This is a genomic window from Brevibacillus panacihumi W25 (assembly GCF_000503775.1).
Taxonomy (GTDB): domain Bacteria; phylum Bacillota; class Bacilli; order Brevibacillales; family Brevibacillaceae; genus Brevibacillus; species Brevibacillus panacihumi_A.
The window spans coordinates 242,240-259,266 of sequence record NZ_KI629787.1 but is presented as its reverse complement, the minus strand read 5'-3'; the positions used below and the strand labels follow the sequence as shown (position 1 = coordinate 259,266).

The 17,027-nt window shown below is 50.7% G+C and carries 14 protein-coding genes; 1 reads left to right on the top strand and 13 read right to left on the bottom strand.

Annotation, left to right across the window (positions count from 1 at the left end; all coding sequences use genetic code 11):
• Nucleotides 1-3: 3 nt before the first annotated feature.
• From T458_RS54665 to ftsE, 6 genes are all read right to left on the bottom strand, one after another.
• Nucleotides 4-1,698, bottom strand: a complete 1,695-nt coding sequence (locus tag T458_RS54665) for a hypothetical protein (RefSeq protein ID WP_023555354.1) — start codon at nucleotides 1,696-1,698, stop codon at nucleotides 4-6.
• A gap of 160 nt (nucleotides 1,699-1,858) precedes the next feature.
• Complete coding sequence (locus T458_RS54660; protein WP_023555353.1) at nucleotides 1,859-3,130, bottom strand: PDZ domain-containing protein; 1,272 nt, start codon at nucleotides 3,128-3,130, stop codon at nucleotides 1,859-1,861.
• Nucleotides 3,131-3,231: 101 nt separating this feature from the next.
• On the bottom strand, nucleotides 3,232-4,698 hold the full coding sequence (locus tag T458_RS54655) for a S41 family peptidase (RefSeq protein ID WP_023555352.1): 1,467 nt from the start codon (nucleotides 4,696-4,698) through the stop codon (nucleotides 3,232-3,234).
• A gap of 88 nt (nucleotides 4,699-4,786) precedes the next feature.
• A complete protein-coding gene (locus tag T458_RS54650) occupies nucleotides 4,787-5,986 on the bottom strand; it encodes a murein hydrolase activator EnvC family protein (protein ID WP_023555351.1) in 1,200 nt (399 codons plus the stop codon).
• A gap of 25 nt (nucleotides 5,987-6,011) precedes the next feature.
• Nucleotides 6,012-6,908 carry a permease-like cell division protein FtsX gene (ftsX, locus tag T458_RS54645; RefSeq protein WP_023555350.1) on the bottom strand — a complete coding sequence of 299 codons (897 nt, stop codon included), beginning with the start codon at nucleotides 6,906-6,908 and terminating at the stop codon, nucleotides 6,012-6,014.
• On the bottom strand, nucleotides 6,898-7,584 hold the full coding sequence (gene ftsE / locus T458_RS54640; protein WP_023555349.1) for a cell division ATP-binding protein FtsE: 687 nt from the start codon (nucleotides 7,582-7,584) through the stop codon (nucleotides 6,898-6,900). The genes ftsX and ftsE overlap by 11 nt, the downstream gene beginning before the upstream one ends.
• 316 nt (nucleotides 7,585-7,900) lie before the next feature.
• Between ftsE and T458_RS54635 the strand changes: the two genes are divergently transcribed.
• The gene (locus T458_RS54635) at nucleotides 7,901-9,058 is read left to right on the top strand and encodes an iron-containing alcohol dehydrogenase (RefSeq protein ID WP_023555348.1); all 1,158 of its coding nucleotides are present in this window, start codon (nucleotides 7,901-7,903) and stop codon (nucleotides 9,056-9,058) included.
• A 71-nt stretch (nucleotides 9,059-9,129) separates the two neighbouring features.
• Here T458_RS54635 and T458_RS54630 read toward each other — a convergent pair whose 3' ends face one another.
• The 7 genes from T458_RS54630 to T458_RS54600 all read right to left on the bottom strand — a co-directional run bounded on the left by T458_RS54630 (nucleotide 9,130) and on the right by T458_RS54600 (nucleotide 16,759).
• Nucleotides 9,130-10,689 carry a DUF4179 domain-containing protein gene (locus T458_RS54630; protein ID WP_023555347.1) on the bottom strand — a complete coding sequence of 520 codons (1,560 nt, stop codon included), beginning with the start codon at nucleotides 10,687-10,689 and terminating at the stop codon, nucleotides 9,130-9,132.
• A complete protein-coding gene (locus tag T458_RS54625; protein WP_023555346.1) occupies nucleotides 10,682-11,260 on the bottom strand; it encodes an RNA polymerase sigma factor in 579 nt (192 codons plus the stop codon). The genes T458_RS54630 and T458_RS54625 overlap by 8 nt, the downstream gene beginning before the upstream one ends.
• 195 nt (nucleotides 11,261-11,455) lie before the next feature.
• Nucleotides 11,456-12,901 carry an argininosuccinate lyase gene (argH, locus tag T458_RS54620; RefSeq protein WP_023555345.1) on the bottom strand — a complete coding sequence of 482 codons (1,446 nt, stop codon included), beginning with the start codon at nucleotides 12,899-12,901 and terminating at the stop codon, nucleotides 11,456-11,458.
• Nucleotides 12,898-14,157 (bottom strand): argininosuccinate synthase, encoded by a 1,260-nt coding sequence (locus T458_RS54615; RefSeq protein ID WP_023555344.1) that lies wholly within the window; start codon nucleotides 14,155-14,157, stop codon nucleotides 12,898-12,900. The genes argH and T458_RS54615 overlap by 4 nt, the downstream gene beginning before the upstream one ends.
• Nucleotides 14,158-14,317: 160 nt before the next feature.
• Nucleotides 14,318-14,749 carry a DUF4760 domain-containing protein gene (locus T458_RS54610; RefSeq protein ID WP_023555343.1) on the bottom strand — a complete coding sequence of 144 codons (432 nt, stop codon included), beginning with the start codon at nucleotides 14,747-14,749 and terminating at the stop codon, nucleotides 14,318-14,320.
• Between the two features lie 137 nt (nucleotides 14,750-14,886).
• Nucleotides 14,887-15,639 (bottom strand): HD-GYP domain-containing protein, encoded by a 753-nt coding sequence (locus tag T458_RS57710; protein ID WP_246000972.1) that lies wholly within the window; start codon nucleotides 15,637-15,639, stop codon nucleotides 14,887-14,889.
• 568 nt (nucleotides 15,640-16,207) lie between these two features.
• On the bottom strand, nucleotides 16,208-16,759 hold the full coding sequence (locus T458_RS54600) for a DUF5317 domain-containing protein (RefSeq protein WP_023555341.1): 552 nt from the start codon (nucleotides 16,757-16,759) through the stop codon (nucleotides 16,208-16,210).
• Between the last annotated feature and the right edge of the window lie 268 nt (nucleotides 16,760-17,027).

The window sequence follows — 17,027 nt, the reverse complement described above, 5'->3', positions numbered from 1 at the left end:
CGATTATTCCTTCACCGTGACTTTTCCGCTGAAAGCATCTACCTGGACTGTGGTATCCACCTTCTCCCCTGGGCCGCAGAAGCAATGGGCACGAGCTTGACGGAACGAAAGGTCATATGCCAGTTTCCAGGTGACAGCGCCCGTTTCCGGATTGGTCAGATGGACGTACGAGAGCTCTAGAGGCAAGGCCTTGAGCAAATGCTGTGCAGCCGCTTGCTGCGAGATGGCCTTGGAGGCCTGCGGGAAGACGAGATCGTCTGAACGGTTCAGAATCACTTCCTCCAACGCCCCTCCACGATACAGCAGCGAATACATGCCCTCTGCTGCCGTCTGCCCTTCGCGATAGACAGGGATACCGTTGACGACTGGATCCGCGTTGATCAGGACCGTTTTATCCTCTCCTCCTGACCCCTCGTTGCTCACCCGCAGAGGAGTCGGACCCGACGGCAACAAGCGCTTCAGGGTTGCTTCAGCCGCATTCCATACCTGCTTGCCGTCTCCCGCTTGGATTTTCGCCTGGTCATTCTTGCTGACATAACGGAGCAATTCTCCTGTCTTGGCGTCAGTCACCAGCATGATATGCTTTTTCTCCGAAGAGCCTGCTGCATCCGGGTACAGACCCAGCTCATACATTTTATCTTCGTTCTTGGCATCAGGACGGAAATGACCCCAGATAAAATAGCGAAGAACTTGCCCGTCCTCTAAAGTCTGATCAAAGGATACGAGAGGCAGTTTTCCTGGCTCGTTTTTAAACAGCGCTCTCACCACATTCGCTGCTTGGCCTGCGGTAAGGGCCGACCAGTTTTCACCGGTTCCATTGATCGTAACCGCTTGAGCGGCTGTTTTCGAGGTTTGTGGCGCAGCTGATTCCAGCAGACGTTTGCCATTCACCGCATCAAAAGCTCCCCCGGTATGACTCTGCTTGATGACACCATCCTTGATCACGTAGACCAGGCGCGCTTCCTGTCTTTGTCCGCTCATTCCCTTCTCCGGCAACAGGTAGACAAGCTCCAAAGGCTGGCTGTTCATAAAAAGCTGTGCGGCCTGCGGAGCGGAAATGACCCGCTGGGCAGACGGGAATGTAGCAGGTATCAGCTTTTCATGCGACTTTCCGTTGAAATTGCGAAAGCCAACCAATCTCCCGGTCGAGTCAAAGGTCACGAAGGAATCATAAGCGTCATCCAACAGCACATGATTGATCTTGCGGACCAGCCGTACGGTAGTCAATCCATCCTTGACCGTGATTTCGTAAGCCTGATACGTATTCCCATTTTCCAGGGATGTGACAAACGCCAAAGCCCTCGTGCTCGCTTGTTGATCGGTTAGAGCCGGCTTTTCTGCTTTTTGTGGAGCCAATTCCAGAACCAGCAGGCCCCCTGTCACCGGGTCAAAAATAGCGCGATTGCTTTGCGTATCCGGATCCGAAGCCGACTTAGCAAAGGCAACAGCCACCCCGCTCACACCCGGTCCATCTACTTCCCCCACATATGCCACATGAGTTTTTGCCAACTCCGGGACCAGCTTCACTACCTGTTGAATCCCCTTGGACACCTGCAAGGGAACTGGTGTCACGGTTGCAGCCGCCTGTACCTTTTTGCCTGCAAAAGCACTTGCTTCCATCAACGGGGTCACACACAGGCTCCCCGCTGCCAATACACCCGCAAGCACCAGGATGCCAGGCTTTCTAGCACCTTTCATGAATGAATCCTCTCCCTCGTTTTTTACCTACCTACTCTGACGCTTGAAGCTTGTATTTGTTTCCAAAATAGCCTTTTCCCTAAAATAAAATAGAATAAACTAACGGAAAGACAGGAAAAAGGGAGAGCATACGCCAAGCTTCCGTATTCTCTCCCCTTCATCATGCACCGATATTCAATTTTTCCAGTTTTTGCCTGATCAACTGTATGACACTGGACCGGCTCAAATCAACATATACGCTTGTGGTGGCATCGGGTACCACGATAATCCCCAGCTGATGGTGATTGCCCGCATACACTGCGCACTGAACGAACTTGATCTCACCGCTGTAGGTGAGCACTTCCATTTTGCAAAAAGCGGAATTGGCTTGCAACGCCGGATACAAATCTTCCTTGTGGCGGACGGGAATGCCGTTCACCTTGATAATAATTTCTCCAGGCAAAATTCCGATCTCCTCGGCACGGGTGCCAGGTATGGCTGCCATGACCTTGACCCCCCGCGAAGATTGGATAAAAAAGGGAGAGCGCTGTCTTTCCTGATGCTGGCTCCAGAAGAACATGCCCTCATGTCCGATGATGGCAAACAAGGCAGCCAGCAGAATAAGCGGATACAGCCAGGCAGACAGAGCAGTCAGCGCAAGCAGAGCCACGGCGTAGAGAGTAAGCTGTTTCGCGATTTGTACAGCTTTTTTATAAGGGATTGTCGTCTGCGTCATATCGGAAAACCCCGTTACAGAAGGCAGAAGCATCAAGCCAAACGAAGTGGCTTCCGGCCAGAAGAACGGCCATCCTGGATACAATGCCCCCTGTATGGCGCCTGGCTCCATCTGCACGAACAGAAACAACGGCGTCAGCCAGAAGGAATGGAGCAGATAGGAGCCTACGATCCGTCCGCGTTTTCCTTCGACGAACAGCGGCGACGCATCCCTGCCGCCGTTCCACCGTACCAGCATGGCTTCGATCAGATGCATGATGGCGACCAGCGCCAGCAGCGGGAGCGGTTTCGCCTGTCCCACCATCGTCCACAGCTCGCCTAGCCAGCCGCTTCCCTCCGACGCCACAGGCGTGATCAGGGCGATGCCATGCAACAGTGTCAACGAGCCGACTGCATAGGCGAAGCACAAAAAGCGCAGGCGAAACAATGCCAGAATCAGCGCTAAAGCCCAGACCAGATACAGGTCCTGTGCCTGAATGACGACTCCCAGACCGGCCGCCAGAACAGAGATCAGCACGCCTCCTGCCAGCCCCATCCCGACAGAACGAAGCGTCTGCAGGATCGGTGTCTGTATACGGGCTGCAAACAATTGCCGCTCCAGATTCATCTGCTTTCGATAATGCAGGTAGATGAGCAACAGAAACAGGTAGAACACCGGATTTAGGAAAAGCAAGGGAATTCCGTATAAAATCGAGAGCACATCTCCCTGAATCGCCATTGGTCTCACCTCTAGATAGAAAAAGAAAAACCACGGCTTGTGATTTGCCGTGGTTACCACTTCTACGAAAGGCCGGAATTTCCCTTCCCTGCTCGAATGGTTTATTTTCCCGATACTACATCCAGCGCTTTTTGCAGCTGCAGATCATTCTCTGGCTTGCGCATGACTTCACGCAGGCTTTCTTCCAAAGCAGTGCGCGTCGCTGCATCTACCTTCCCGGTGACAGGCAATTTTTTCGAAGTCTGGAACTGCTTGATCGCCTGCTCCGTCTTCTGGTCGAAATACCCGTCGTCTCTGCCCGGGGAAAGATTCAATCCCGTCAGGATCAACTGCAGGTTCTTCACATCGGCGCCGGTCATGTCGCGTGCCAGCTCCTTGTCAGTCGGAAGCTGCGTAGCGTTGAAGTAAGCAGGCTGCTTGACCTCATAATCAGGAACGATGCCTTTCTCATGGATCCAATCTCCATTTGGAGTCAGCCACTTGGCGATGGTCAGCTTCAGTTGGCTCTTGTCTTCCATCTCCATCGTGCTTTGCACAGTTCCTTTACCGAAGCTCTTCTCGCCGACCAGCTTGTAATTGCCGCTGTCGCGCAACGCGCCTGCGAGAATCTCCGATGCACTTGCGCTTCCGCCGTTGATCAGAACGGTGATCGGATACGGTTTGGCAGCATCTGCCTTGGAATGATACTCTTCCTTTTGTTTGCCGCCATTGCCGTATTCGATCTGGACGATCAGTCCTTGGTTCGGCACAAGAAGCTCGCCAATTTCCTTCACAGCCAAGAGGTAGCCGCCAGGGTTGCCGCGAACGTCGATGACCAGTCCCTGGATTCCCTTTTTCTCCATATCCTCCAGCTGATCCTTGAAATGCTTGGACGTCTCTGTGGAGAATTGCGTCAGGGCGATGACACCGACCTTCACACCGTTTTTCTCCATAATCTGGCTGTTCACAGTCTCGATCGGAATATCGTCGCGCACACAGACGATCGTCAGCGGTTCCGCCACTCCTTGGCGCACGACTGTCAGAACGGCTTTGGTGCCTTTGGGACCGCGAATTTTGGTTACTGCCTGATGCAGATCCAATCCTTCCAACGATTCCCCGTTCACGCTGATAATCTGGTCATTGGGCCGCAGTCCCGCTTTTTCCGCAGGCGAGCCTTTGAACGGCGAAACGACCGTGACACGACCGTTTTGCATCGTAACCTCTGTGCCAATTCCCTGAAACGTCGAATGAAGGGTAGAGGTAAAGTCTGCTGCAGTCTTGGGGTCCATATAATCGCTGTATGGATCCTGGAGCGAGCCGACCATGCCGCCAATTGCCCCGTCTACCAACTGCTGAGTGGTGACATTCTCGATATACTCTTTCTTGATCGCGGAAAAAGCCTCATACAGCTTCTTGAACTCCTCCGGGTACCCTTGGGAATTTCCAGGAGTCAGCTTATTCGTTGAAGCTGTAAGTGCCGCGTTTGGAGTAGCACTTGCAGATGGCCGCAGCAGCGCCATTGTAAAAAAGCTGCTCGCAATCATCGAGACGATTACTAGGCCTAGTACGGTACGTCCATTCCATTTCACTTACACGTCACCATCCTTTTTGCTGCCGGCAAAAGATTCCTGTTAGTCTATGCGAAAGCCGGCAGCAATATTTGTCTGGGATCGGACCCTACTTCAAGTAAGGCAACGGATTGACTGCCTCGTCATTTTTATACACGGTAAAATGCAAGTGATTCCCCGTCGAACGTCCCGTCGAGCCTACCTCGGCAATTTTTTGCCCTACCGTAACTCTTTGTCCGACTGATACCTTGATTCCGCCCTCGCGAATATGGCCATAGAGGGTGGTGATTTCATCACTATGCTTGATCATGACCGTGTTGCCAAATCCGTTGGAGTAACCTGCATAGGTCACAATTCCGGAAGCAGCCGCCATAATGGTAGTCCCTTTTGGCGCTGCCATGTCTACACCATTATGCCCAGCAGATTTTCCTGTAAACGGGTCTTTGCGCACTCCGAAGCCGGAAGAGAAGCGAAACGCTCCATCTGCGATCGGCAAAGCAAGTCTGCCGCCTTTGTAGCCGCTGCTGCTGGCACTCATCGCCCGCACTTGCTCCGCGTATTTGGCAGATTCCTGACGGGTGATATCCAGGAGCCTGCGGCCCTCTTCCTCCAGGTCCGCCGCCATTTGTTTCTCCTGCTTGTCCAACTCAGCTTTGACGACCTGGCTCTTCTGATACTGCCTGTCCAGCTCGGCCTTCAAGTCTTCTGCTTCTTCAAACATCCCCGCGTAGACCGTCAGCTGATGATCGATTTCTTTTTTCTTTGCCTCGATCGTTTCCTTGTCTCGCAAGTTGTCTTCAAGAATACGCGTATCCTGCGCCAAAATCAACTGCAGGCCTTCCATCCGGGTAAGAAAATCCCCGAAGTCTGAGGAGCCGAGCAGCACGTCCAAATACGAGACGGTGCCGCGCTCATACATCGATTTGACGCGCGTCTTCAACAGGACTTCGCGCTTTGCAACGCGATCTTTTGCTTCATCCAGCTCATCCTGAGCCTGAGCCGCTTTTAGCGTCGTTTCTTCCATCTGCGCTTCCAGCTTGTCCAATTTGGCCTGTGCTTCATTGCGGCGCAGATCGATTTGCATCAGCTCTGTGTTTAAATCCTTGATCTGCTTTTTCACCGCAGCGATACTTTGCTCCGTCTTTTGGATCTGCTGTTTTTGCTCTCTCTTCTTTCTCTGAATCTCTGCTAGCTCCCGATTGATCTTGTCCAAGGATTGCTGGCTCGCTGCATGACTCACTTGAGTAGGAATGGAAGATCCGGCCAGCAGACCGGTTATCAATAGGGATAGTAGGATCTTCTTTTTCATGATTCTCCTCCCGTACTCTCTCATTTTACACCCGCAGGAACCTGCGGACAGACACCAAACTTCCCCAAATTCCGATGAACGCGCCGATGGCCAGCAGAGCCAAGGCAACCTGGTTGACCAATGGGAAGAGCGGCAACAGCTTGAAGAGTTGTGAAGCTTCAAAGCTGGAGTGGATTGCATCCAGCAGATAGTAGTAGCCGACAGCCAGCATAATCGTCGGAATCAGAGCCCCGGCGATTCCCATCAACAAGCCTTCAACGAAAAATGGCCAACGGATGAACCAGTTTGTAGCCCCCACCAGCTTCATGATTTCGATTTCCCGGCGTCTAGCGACAATCGTCAGCTTGATTGTGTTGGCAATCAGGAACATCGCCGTAAATCCAAGTCCGATGATAAAGGCGATACCGACATTTCGAACGGCTCCTGTGACGGCGAAAAGCTTTTCTACAGTACCTTCGCCGTAATTCAGATTGTTGACAAATTCCAATTTTTTGATCTGTGCGGCAACTGCCGACGTATCCTGGGGCTGTGTCGTCTTCACGACGAATGCATCGGGGAGCGGATTATCTTTTTCTAACCCCTCGAACAAATAGGCCTTTTCTCCCAGACTTTCCTTGAACTGCTTCAATCCCTCGTCTTTGGGGATAAACGTGACGCTTGCCACTTTGGGAATGGCTTTTATGTTCTCTTCAACCTGCTGAACGTTCTCCTTGGTAGCCAAAACATCCAGGAAGACTCGAATCTCTACCTGCTTTTCGACGGATTGGGCGAAGTAATTGACGTTCATCGCCAGGATGAAGAAAACTCCTAGAATTAACAGGGTGATGGCTACGGCGCTAATCGAAGCGAACGACATCCAGCCGTTCCGGCCGAGGTTTTTTACCCCTTCACGGACATGGCGTCCCAGCGTTCTAATCTTCATAGCCGTACTCCCCTCTCTGTTCGTCACGGGCAATCGTACCCGCTTCAATCGCGACGACTCGTTTTCTCATGGTGTTGACGATCTCTCGGTTATGCGTCGCCATGACGACCGTGGTGCCCCTCTGGTTGATCTCTTCAAACAGCTTCATAATCTCCCAAGAGGTCTCCGGATCGAGGTTCCCCGTCGGTTCATCCGCGATGATGATGCCCGGGTTGTTCACTAACGCCCGCGCCAGCGCCACCCGCTGCTGTTCACCGCCGGACAGCTCGCTAGGAAGCATTTTCGCCTTGTGCTTCAGCTTGACCAGCCCCAGCACGTCCAACACGCGCGGCTTGATCTGCTTCGGGTTGGCCTCGATGACCTCCATCGCGAATGCGACGTTTTCAAACACGGTCAGCGTCGGCAGAAGCTTGAAGTCCTGGAATACGACGCCGATGCTTCGTCGCACCAAGGGTATCTGCCTTTCCTTGATTCGGCTGACATTGAAACCGCCCAGGAATATCTGCCCTTTTGTTGGCTTTTCCTCGCGATACATCAACTTGATAAACGTGGATTTGCCCGCACCGCTCGGCCCTACCACGTAGACAAACTCGCCTTTTTCAATCTTAATGTTCACGCCTTTCAGCGCATTGGTTCCGTTTGGATACGTTTTCCATACATCAAACATCTCGATCATGCCCATCACATCCTATGTTGTCAGATCGTTCTCTATCTTTCGATCGTAAATATCGACAAAAGACCCCATTCATTTCCCGTATGCCGCTGCCATTCGTTGGAAATCGGCGGGAAACTTCATCTTATCTATTATAACACCCTGTTTCGCGTATGGTATCCACTAAATCTCTCATTTCTTGTCGAAAACGTCTCTCTTTCAGGTGGTTCCGACATGATTTTGCCTGCATTTTCTTCTGAACACCCACAAACTGGCTTGACGATCTTCCATTCGATACAATAGAAAAGGGAACCCCACACTAATAAGGAGGTACGGATCAATGAACAACTTTGTGTACCGGAATCCTACAGAACTGATTTTTGGGCGGGGACAGCTCGCCGTTCTGGAGGAAAAAGCCAAACAGCTTGGGCCTACAGTCCTTCTCGTCTACGGGGGAGGCAGCATCAAACGTTCGGGCCTGTACGACAAAGTGATTTCCCTGCTGCTTTCCGCAGGCTGCCGAGTCCTGGAGTTGCCTGGCGTGGAGCCGAATCCGCGCTTGAGTACAGTAAAAAAGGGCATTGAGCTATGCCGTCAGGAAGGCGTAAACTGGATTCTTGCAGTCGGCGGCGGAAGCGTCATCGATGCCTCGAAGGCCATTGCTGTCGGTGTGCCATACGACGGGGATGTCTGGGACTTTTATACGCAGAAAGCGACAGCCCAGGACGCCCTTCCGCTCGGTACCGTCCTTACGTTAGCCGCTACCGGATCGGAAATGAATCGCGGCAGTGTGATCACCAATTGGGAAACGCAGGAGAAGTTCGGCGGATCCACTACCTTCCCGACATTCTCGATTCTTGATCCTGAACATACATTCTCGGTCCCGCGTGACCAAACCATTTACGGCATTTGCGATATCATGTCGCATGTGTTCGAGCAGTATTTCAGCCACACAACGGAAATTCCGCTGCAAAGCCGCTTTGCCGAATCTATCTTGAAAACCGTCATCGAAAATGCTGAACGCGTCCTCGCAAACCCGGAGGATTATGATGCTCGGGCGAACATCCTCTACTGCGGAACCATGGCGTTGAACGGAACGCTGCCTGTCGGAGTCGAGACGGATTGGGCCACCCACTCGATCGAGCATGCCGTGAGTGCAGTTTACGACATTCCGCACGGCGGCGGTCTGGCGATCATCTTCCCGAAATGGATGCGCTATGTGTATCGAGAAAACGTCCAACGCTTCAAGCGATACGCGACGGAAGTATGGGGCATCGATCCGGCAGGGAAATCAGATGATGAGATTGCCCTCGCCGGGATTGAGGCGACAGAGGCATTTTTCGCCCGCATCGGGGCACCTACCCGTCTCGCTGACTATCAGATCGGCGACGAAAAGCTGCAGGTGATGGCGGAAAAGGCTACTCCATACGGGGCGATCGGTCGGTTTAAAAAGCTGGCGAGCACGGATGTGGCCGAGATTTTGCGGATGTGTCTGTAGCTATTCAAGGACAAAAAAGAGGATAGGAGCCGTTTGGGGCTTCTATCCTTTCTTCATTGCCATCCATTCCGTTACTTGAGAGGCAGGTCCACGCTCCACTGCACATCCGCATACCTTTTGGTCACGGCTGACAAGGAGAGTGTCAATTGTTGCGGGATTTGCTCCATTTCCTCCACATTCAGGGTCATTCGTACGATCTTTCTGCCTTGGGAATCCTCACCGACACTATCAAAAGCAGCTCCGTTAATCGGGTAAGACTTCCCGCTCTGATCGGTGATCTCCCACCATACGTGTTCGATCGCTGAAATGTCCCGAAATGCCATTTCCAATTCGAGGGCAGTACTCTGCGATGTCTGGCCCTGTTGTTTCTGCAAGCTTTTCACAGTAATACCATTTCCCTCGTACTCGACCCTTTTCGGTTCCGCTGACAGCTTCTCCGGATGGAAATCAATTGTCAATGCAGCAGGTTCTGCAACGTGTACTGCATCCAGTACAAACGTAAACGGCCCGCTTCCCTCAAATGGTACGTAGGCAGTATTCCAGATGAAATGCCCGTATTGGTCACGGGAAACCCGCCCCTCCTTCAATACGCCTTGCTCAAGAAACTTGTCTTTTTGCTGGTAGGCGGCAACATCTCTCCCGTCCTTGTCCAATATGCGATACTCCAGTTGATACTGCTGATATGGAACGAATGGGGCATAATCATGATTTTGTGTTTTTCCGGTCATATCCCTGGAATATTGAGCAAGCCGCTTTTTAGCCGCCTCATCCCACTTGGTTTCCAAGCGCAGGACTGTGGCCGAGGGAGCTTCCGTTACCGTACGGAGCGCGATTTGCAGGCCTTGGGGGGTCGTGTACTCCTTTTCAACCTGGGATATGCGGGTAGCTGCCATCGCCTCTTTTACAGAAAACGGCACCTCCAGCTTCCAGTTGCCTTCTACCTCTCCCATTTTGTTCACATCGATCAACAGCTTCATTCGCTCGGGTACTGGCCCCTGTTCTTCCTCTACTGAAAATTGGAGGTAGCCGATCATGTTCTTCTCATCCCAACCCCCACCGTGTCCATTGGTCAACCGCTGATTTGTATCATCGGTCAGTGCGATAACCTTGTCCAAAGTCTTCCTTATCAGTTTGGGATCAAGAAGGCTCCCATCCTCTTTTTTGATTTGATAGGATACGAAAACCCTTGTAGGATCTGCCAGGATCGCTATTACTTCCAGCGTAATACCTTGATCAGTCACCGAGGCGTTGATTTTTTGTGCATATCCTCGCATCGCCCTCTCGATCCCACGATCCACATTCCCCATTCCAAACAACGCTTGTATTGTCTCTTTTGATGACTGCGCATTCGAGGAGGGGTTTTCCTTGTGTGAATTTGCACCCTGTGCTGTCTGTCCGGTCCATGACCTCACCTGAGCGGCAAAATCCGGAGACACATACGTGCCTACTCCCGCTGCAAACAAAACCGCCCCCGCTGTAGCGATAGATAGGGAGGACCAGCGATACCAATGCCGCTTGCCCCGGCGAGGCTTTGGCGCACTCGCGGCTGTTGGCATCACAAAATCCGGAATTTCCTCCCGCTCAGCCAGACGATGCAATACGGCAGAAATCTCTTGATCACGATCAGTCATTTGTACTCACTCCTACTTTTGACAAATGGGGTGTGTCATCGTGCTTACGCAGCTCGGTGCCAATCAGCTTCCGAGCATGATGCAGCCGGGATTTTACAGTCCCCTCGAAAACTCCCAGCATCTCGGCAATTTCCGCGACGCTAAAATCTCCATAGTAAAACAGGATCACGACCGTGCGATGCTTCACCTTCATCCCGCAGATTGCTTTCCAGATCTGCTGCTGCTCTTCTCTTTCGATGATGCTGTCGAGTGGATTGGTTGATTCATCCGGCCACTCCTGATATTCATCTACTGGCTTGAACCTGCGTACAGCATTGAGAGCACGGTGGGTAACAATCTTGGCAAACCAGGCTCGAAACGATCTCCCTCTTTCCGGATCAAACCGTTCCAGGGATTGATACACCTCAACCAGTGCCTCCTGTACCGCGTCCTGGGCCAGTTGCCGATCACGGATAATCAGGCACGCTGTACGATAAGCCATCGCGAGGTGAGGTCGTACCAGCTGCTCAAAGCTGGCGCTGTCTATTTTTCGGCTCGCGATGGACAATTCCACTTCTTTTCCTTCCTTCACATCTCGTCCTCCTTGCAAGGTCTTTGCTCTCTATTCACCGTTCACCATGATTCGGTTCAAAAAATGACAACTTTTCACAATTTAGCCGAATATTCCTCATCTGCTATTGTATCCGTCTCTCCTCTGACATGCAGTAATACAAAAAACCTCCAAGTGCCGCTAATGAAGCGGACTTGGAGGTTTGTCTATTCCTGTTTACGCTGGCGACCCTACATCAATCAAGGATTCAATCATGACCTTCTGACTGTTTTTATCAACCCAAGCATGCGTGTCTGCCAGCAGCTTGCGGTATTCCTTGATCTGTTCTTCTACCTGATTGCGAGCCGTGCCGCCGAGGACATTGCGGGCATTGACCACTGTCTCCACCGCCAAAGCCTCGTACACATCTTCGCCAATCACGCCGGAAAAGCTCTGGAATTCAGCCAAGGACATGTCCAGCAAGTATTTGTTGTTTTCGATGCAATACAGAACCGTTTTGCCCACGACTTCATGCGCCTGGCGGAACGGCATGTTTTTGCGGACGAGATAATCGGCCAGATCGGTCGCATTGGAGAAGTCCTGCGTGACTGCCTGACGCATCCGGTCGGAACGCACCTGCATCGTCTTGATCATCGGCGTCAGCAAAGCCAGCGCCCCGTGCAGCGTCGCTACCGTATCGAACATGCCTTCCTTGTCTTCCTGCATGTCTTTGTTGTAGGCGAGCGGCAAGCCCTTCAATACAGTCAGCAAGCCGATGAGATTGCCGTACACACGTCCTGTCTTTCCGCGAACCAGTTCTGCCACATCCGGATTTTTCTTTTGCGGCATGATGCTCGATCCGGTGCAGAACTCATCATCCAGCTCGATGAAGGAGAATTCCTGGCTGCTCCAGATCACCAGTTCCTCGCAGAGACGGGAGAGATGTGTCATGACCAGCGAGGAATCAGCCAAAAACTCCACGATAAAATCCCGGTCGCTCACGGCATCCATGCTGTTTTGGTATATTCCGTCAAACTGCAGCAGCTCCGCTACAAAATTGCGGTCGATCGGGAAGGTGGTTCCCGCCAACGCGCCCGCTCCCAGCGGCAGGACATTCACCCGTTTCCAGGTCTCTGTCATACGCTCGATGTCGCGTTGCAGCATCGAGACGTATGCCATCAGATGGTAGCCGAACAATACTGGCTGCGCACGCTGAAGATGGGTGTAGCCTGGCATGACAGTATCGAGATGCTCACTGGCTTTTTCGATCAGCGCTTCCTGCAGATACATCGCGAGCTGAATGATCTCCATCAGCTTTTCTCTGAGGTACAGGTGCATATCCGTTGCTACCTGATCGTTGCGGCTGCGGCCGGTGTGGAGCTTCCCCCCCACAGGACCAATTTCTTCGATCAGCATTTTTTCAATATTCATATGGACATCTTCGTGGGCGACGAGGAATTGCGCCTGCCCACGCTCGATTTTGTCCTTTACCTTTTTCAAGCCAGCGATAATCTGTCTGACTTCTTCCATTGGCAGGATGCCGCACTTGCCCAGCATGGCTACATGTGCCAGGCTACCGACGATATCCTGGCGCCACATCTGCTGGTCAAAAGAGATGGAAGCTGTATACTCTTCTACGAGCTGATTCGTCGGCTTCGTGAAGCGTCCTCCCCACAGTTTCATTGCTTGATCGCATCCTTTTCGTCCAAAATCTTGATGGCGGTATTCACGTTCTCGTGCAGAACGCCTTCATTTACTTCTGCATACACCTTGGTTGGCAAGCCCCACAGCTTGATGAAGCCAAGTGCTGCTTTATGGTCAAACTGGTCGCCTGCATTGTAGGTTGCCAGCTCGTGGCTGTAGAGCGAGGAAGCGGATTTGCGTCCCACTACGATGGCATGACCTTTATGCAGCTTCACGCGAACTACGCCAGTCACATGTTTTTGTGTTTCCTCGATAAACGCTTGCACGGCGTTGCGGATCGGGGAATACCAGAGACCTTCATAGATTACTTGCGCCATTTTTTGCTCGATGATCGGTTTGAACGATGCGACCTCACGCGGTTGAGTCAAGAACTCCAACTCACGGTGAGCCAGAATTAATGTCGTGGCAGCAGGTGTTTCGTATACTTCACGCGATTTGATGCCGACCAGGCGGTTCTCTACGTGGTCGATGCGGCCCACGCCATGGTTGCCCGCGATCTTGTTCAGCTTCAGAATCAACTCGGAGAGAGCCAGTTCTTCGCCGTTCAGGGCTGTTGGCACGCCTTTGACAAATGTAATTTCGATTTCTTCTGCTTCATCCGGTGCATCTGCAATGGACTTGGTCAGATCATACGCACCTTCTGGTGGAGCTGCCCAAGGATCTTCCAGCACGCCGCACTCGCAGCTTCTGCCCCAGAGATTTTGGTCGATGCTGTATGGATTGTCCAGATCGATCGGGATCGGGATATTGTGTTTTTTTGCATATTCGATCTCTTCATCACGCGTCCAGCCCCATTCCCGAACAGGAGCCACGATTTTGATGTTCGGGTTCAGCGCTGTGAAGGACACGTCAAAGCGAACCTGGTCGTTTCCTTTACCGGTGCAGCCATGGGCTACGGCTACTGCTCCTTCTTTCTCTGCGATTTCCACCAGTACGCGAGAAATCAGGTAACGGGACAGAGCAGATACCAGCGGATATTTCCCTTCATACATTGCATTTGCCTGCAAAGCCGGCAGAACGAATTCCTGTGCGAAAGCCTCTTTGGCATCCACAACGATGGATTTGAGGGCACCGACCTGCAGCGCTTTTTTCTGCACGAAGTCCAAGTCTTTTCCTTCGCCTACGTCCAGTGCCACCGCAATTACGTCGTAGTTGTATGTTTCTTGCAGCCATTTGATCGCTACTGATGTATCTAAACCGCCCGAATAGGCCAAAACAATTTTCTCTTTAGACATCTTTCTTCTCTCCTTAGTGCCGAAGTTTTTCTTATGTGAGTAATTATACAAAGCAACTCATAAAAATACAACCTCTTTTCTCGAAACATCTCCCCTTTTTCACAGCCATATAAAAACTGCCGAACAAGATTCATCTCATTCGGCAGTTCTGTGGACGTCCCTATTCAGTTAGGTAGGATACCTGGGGAACATAGGCTGCTCCCTTATTCTTGCCGATCCAGTCACGCTCGGCGATCGCCAGCCGCTCAAAATTCTCGGCGATATGAATATCTCCCTTGGATCTCCAATAAGCAATGACTGGGTACATTTTGTCATAGAATCCATTAATGTACCACATGTCAAAAAGAAGGTCCGGATGTATAAGACCGTTTTTATGCAGCACGCCCACCATTTCAAAAAATCCGTACAAGGTGACAAAATGGGTAAAGCCCTCACTTCCTCGGGGGAACTTCTCCCAAAACTCGGCAGGATTCACCCCTTCTGGTCCGTTCAGCTCCTGGGCAAACCAAGCTTTGGCCGCTCTCATCCGCTCCGACTCATACTGATCGTACAGCTTGAGAATCATTTCTCCATCTTGATAGGTAGGAATCATAGTCCCCGACTCTCCCCTTTCCATAATCAGGTAGACACTTTTATTATTGCGAGTCTCGTCCTCTTATGCAAGCGGCTTTCCACGTAGCTGTACTATAGAAAAATAGAAAAAACCGTTTGCCAGGATACGCTTCCTTTCTAATGGAATGCATCCTGAAACGGTTTGTGTTCTTGCCCATTCTGCCTGATGATTTTTTCTAGCTCTTCCCGCGGCAAACTGTTGATTACCACGATGAAATGGCTTGCCAGCTCTTCGTCAAACTGTGTCCCTGCTCCGCGTCGAATCTCTTGCAAGGCTTGATCGATTGGCAATCCTTTGCGATAAGGCCGATCTGCCACCATGGCATCGAACGCATCTGAGACAGCCAGAATACGTGCGATGAGCGGTATCTCGTTTCCTACCAAGCCGTCCGGGTATCCTTTTCCGTCAACCCGTTCATGATGGGAACGAATAGCAGGCAACAGCTCATGAAACATCCCAGCCTGCTTAATAATCTCATATCCGATCACCGTATGCTGTTTGATCTTATCGTATTCCTCCGGTGTTAATCTCCCTTTTTTATTCAGAATCTCGTCTTCAATCCCAATTTTTCCGATGTCGTGCAGAATGCCGCCAAAATATACTTCATCGACTTTTTCCGACGAAAGGCCGATCTGCTTGGCGATTTCCCTGCCCCAGTAAGCGACTCGCAGAGAGTGTCCGCTTGTGTAGCGATCGCGTGCGTCTATGGAGGCCGCCATCGTCGTCAGGAAGTTGTGGTTGAAACGCTTGACTTCCTCCACTTTTTGCTGGAGTTTTACAACATTGTCGTAATAATGGTGGAAGACGAAGCTGATCGTTAAGAAGGCAATCACCATAGGCACCAGGGCAATGACTCCATAGTACTCCACGAGGCGAGACCCAACTCCAGCCAAGATCAGCAGCAATAAATAGGTTGAAGTAAATCCTTTGGATATCGCTATTACCGTACGAACCCAGCTCTTGTTTTGAAAATAGGAAATAGCCAGGCCTACCAAGACTAAATTAACGAACCAGTATACGACTGTCAGTATCAAATCTGAAATAAGCGGTGATAGAAAGTCCACACTTTTAAGCAAAGTGTTTAGATAAGCAACCGTCCATATGGTCATGAGCAACTGACCAATATTCATAAGTGCCTTTAATGGATTAATACGAACGAGCGTTGCAATAATAATGGCCTCAATAACTGCTGTCCAAACACCGACCCAAACTCCATAGAGAAGAATGCCTGAAAATATGACTGCATTGTTCACGGTCATAATTGTGTTTGCGTTTCTTACAGGAGTAAAACATGAAAAAATGGTAAGGAGAGTATAAATAAATAATACTCCCCAATGTTCTCTTGGCTCCCATTGAGACAAAGATGAATAGAAAATACTGATTGCAGCTACAACGAAACCAATCTGGACTATAATCCCCTTAATATAGAATCCAATTTTATTTTTTTGCCGCATAGCTCTTACCTTCTCGAAGTCGTATTAAGGAGATTGGTTTATTCATCAGGCGTTGGACAAGCAAAAACGCTCCCAGCATGATAAAGATATCCCCGATACTAATCACTCGTGGAATGATGGAAGGCATGTAGATCACATCTGTTAGAAAGGGGAGATTGGTGCTTTCCGTCAAAACGCTATGCTTGAAATTGGTTCCGTTCACTACCTCTTCAAAATTATAGGGCAATTTTCTCGCCTGCACGGGATCAATCGGCATTTTGCCACCATTTGTCCAGATTGCAAGCGAATTCAAAAACCACCCAACCATGAAAATTCTGATGTCTTCAAACTCTCGATTGAAAACAAGGAATGCCAGGATGAACAAATAAGCAATTGATATGAATATTCCACCGATTAACGGGAAGAATACGGCACATACCTGTAAGCCAATCGTGATAACCAAGAGATAAATTTTTTGGAACTTCGGAAACTCTTTTATTCTCCCACCCCGTATTAAGGCCACGAGGAAAGAAAAACAAATGACGTCCAGTAGCATGTCATTTTCCTCCAGGTTTAAGAAAAAACACCACTTGAAACAAGCGGTGTTTCTTCATTACGGTTAATTAGCCAATATGGTAGTTTGCCGATGTAGCAGCTACGATCGCTACCACCATCATAATTGCTGCGAACCATTTTTTCATCTTCGTTCCCCCCCTTGTCACGATAGTGGAGAAAGCTGGTTTCGCTACTTGTTCAAGGTAGAAGCCAAGCGACCATATACAGCTTCTGCCTCCCTTCCTCTCAAAAAAGAGAGGGCGGATTCG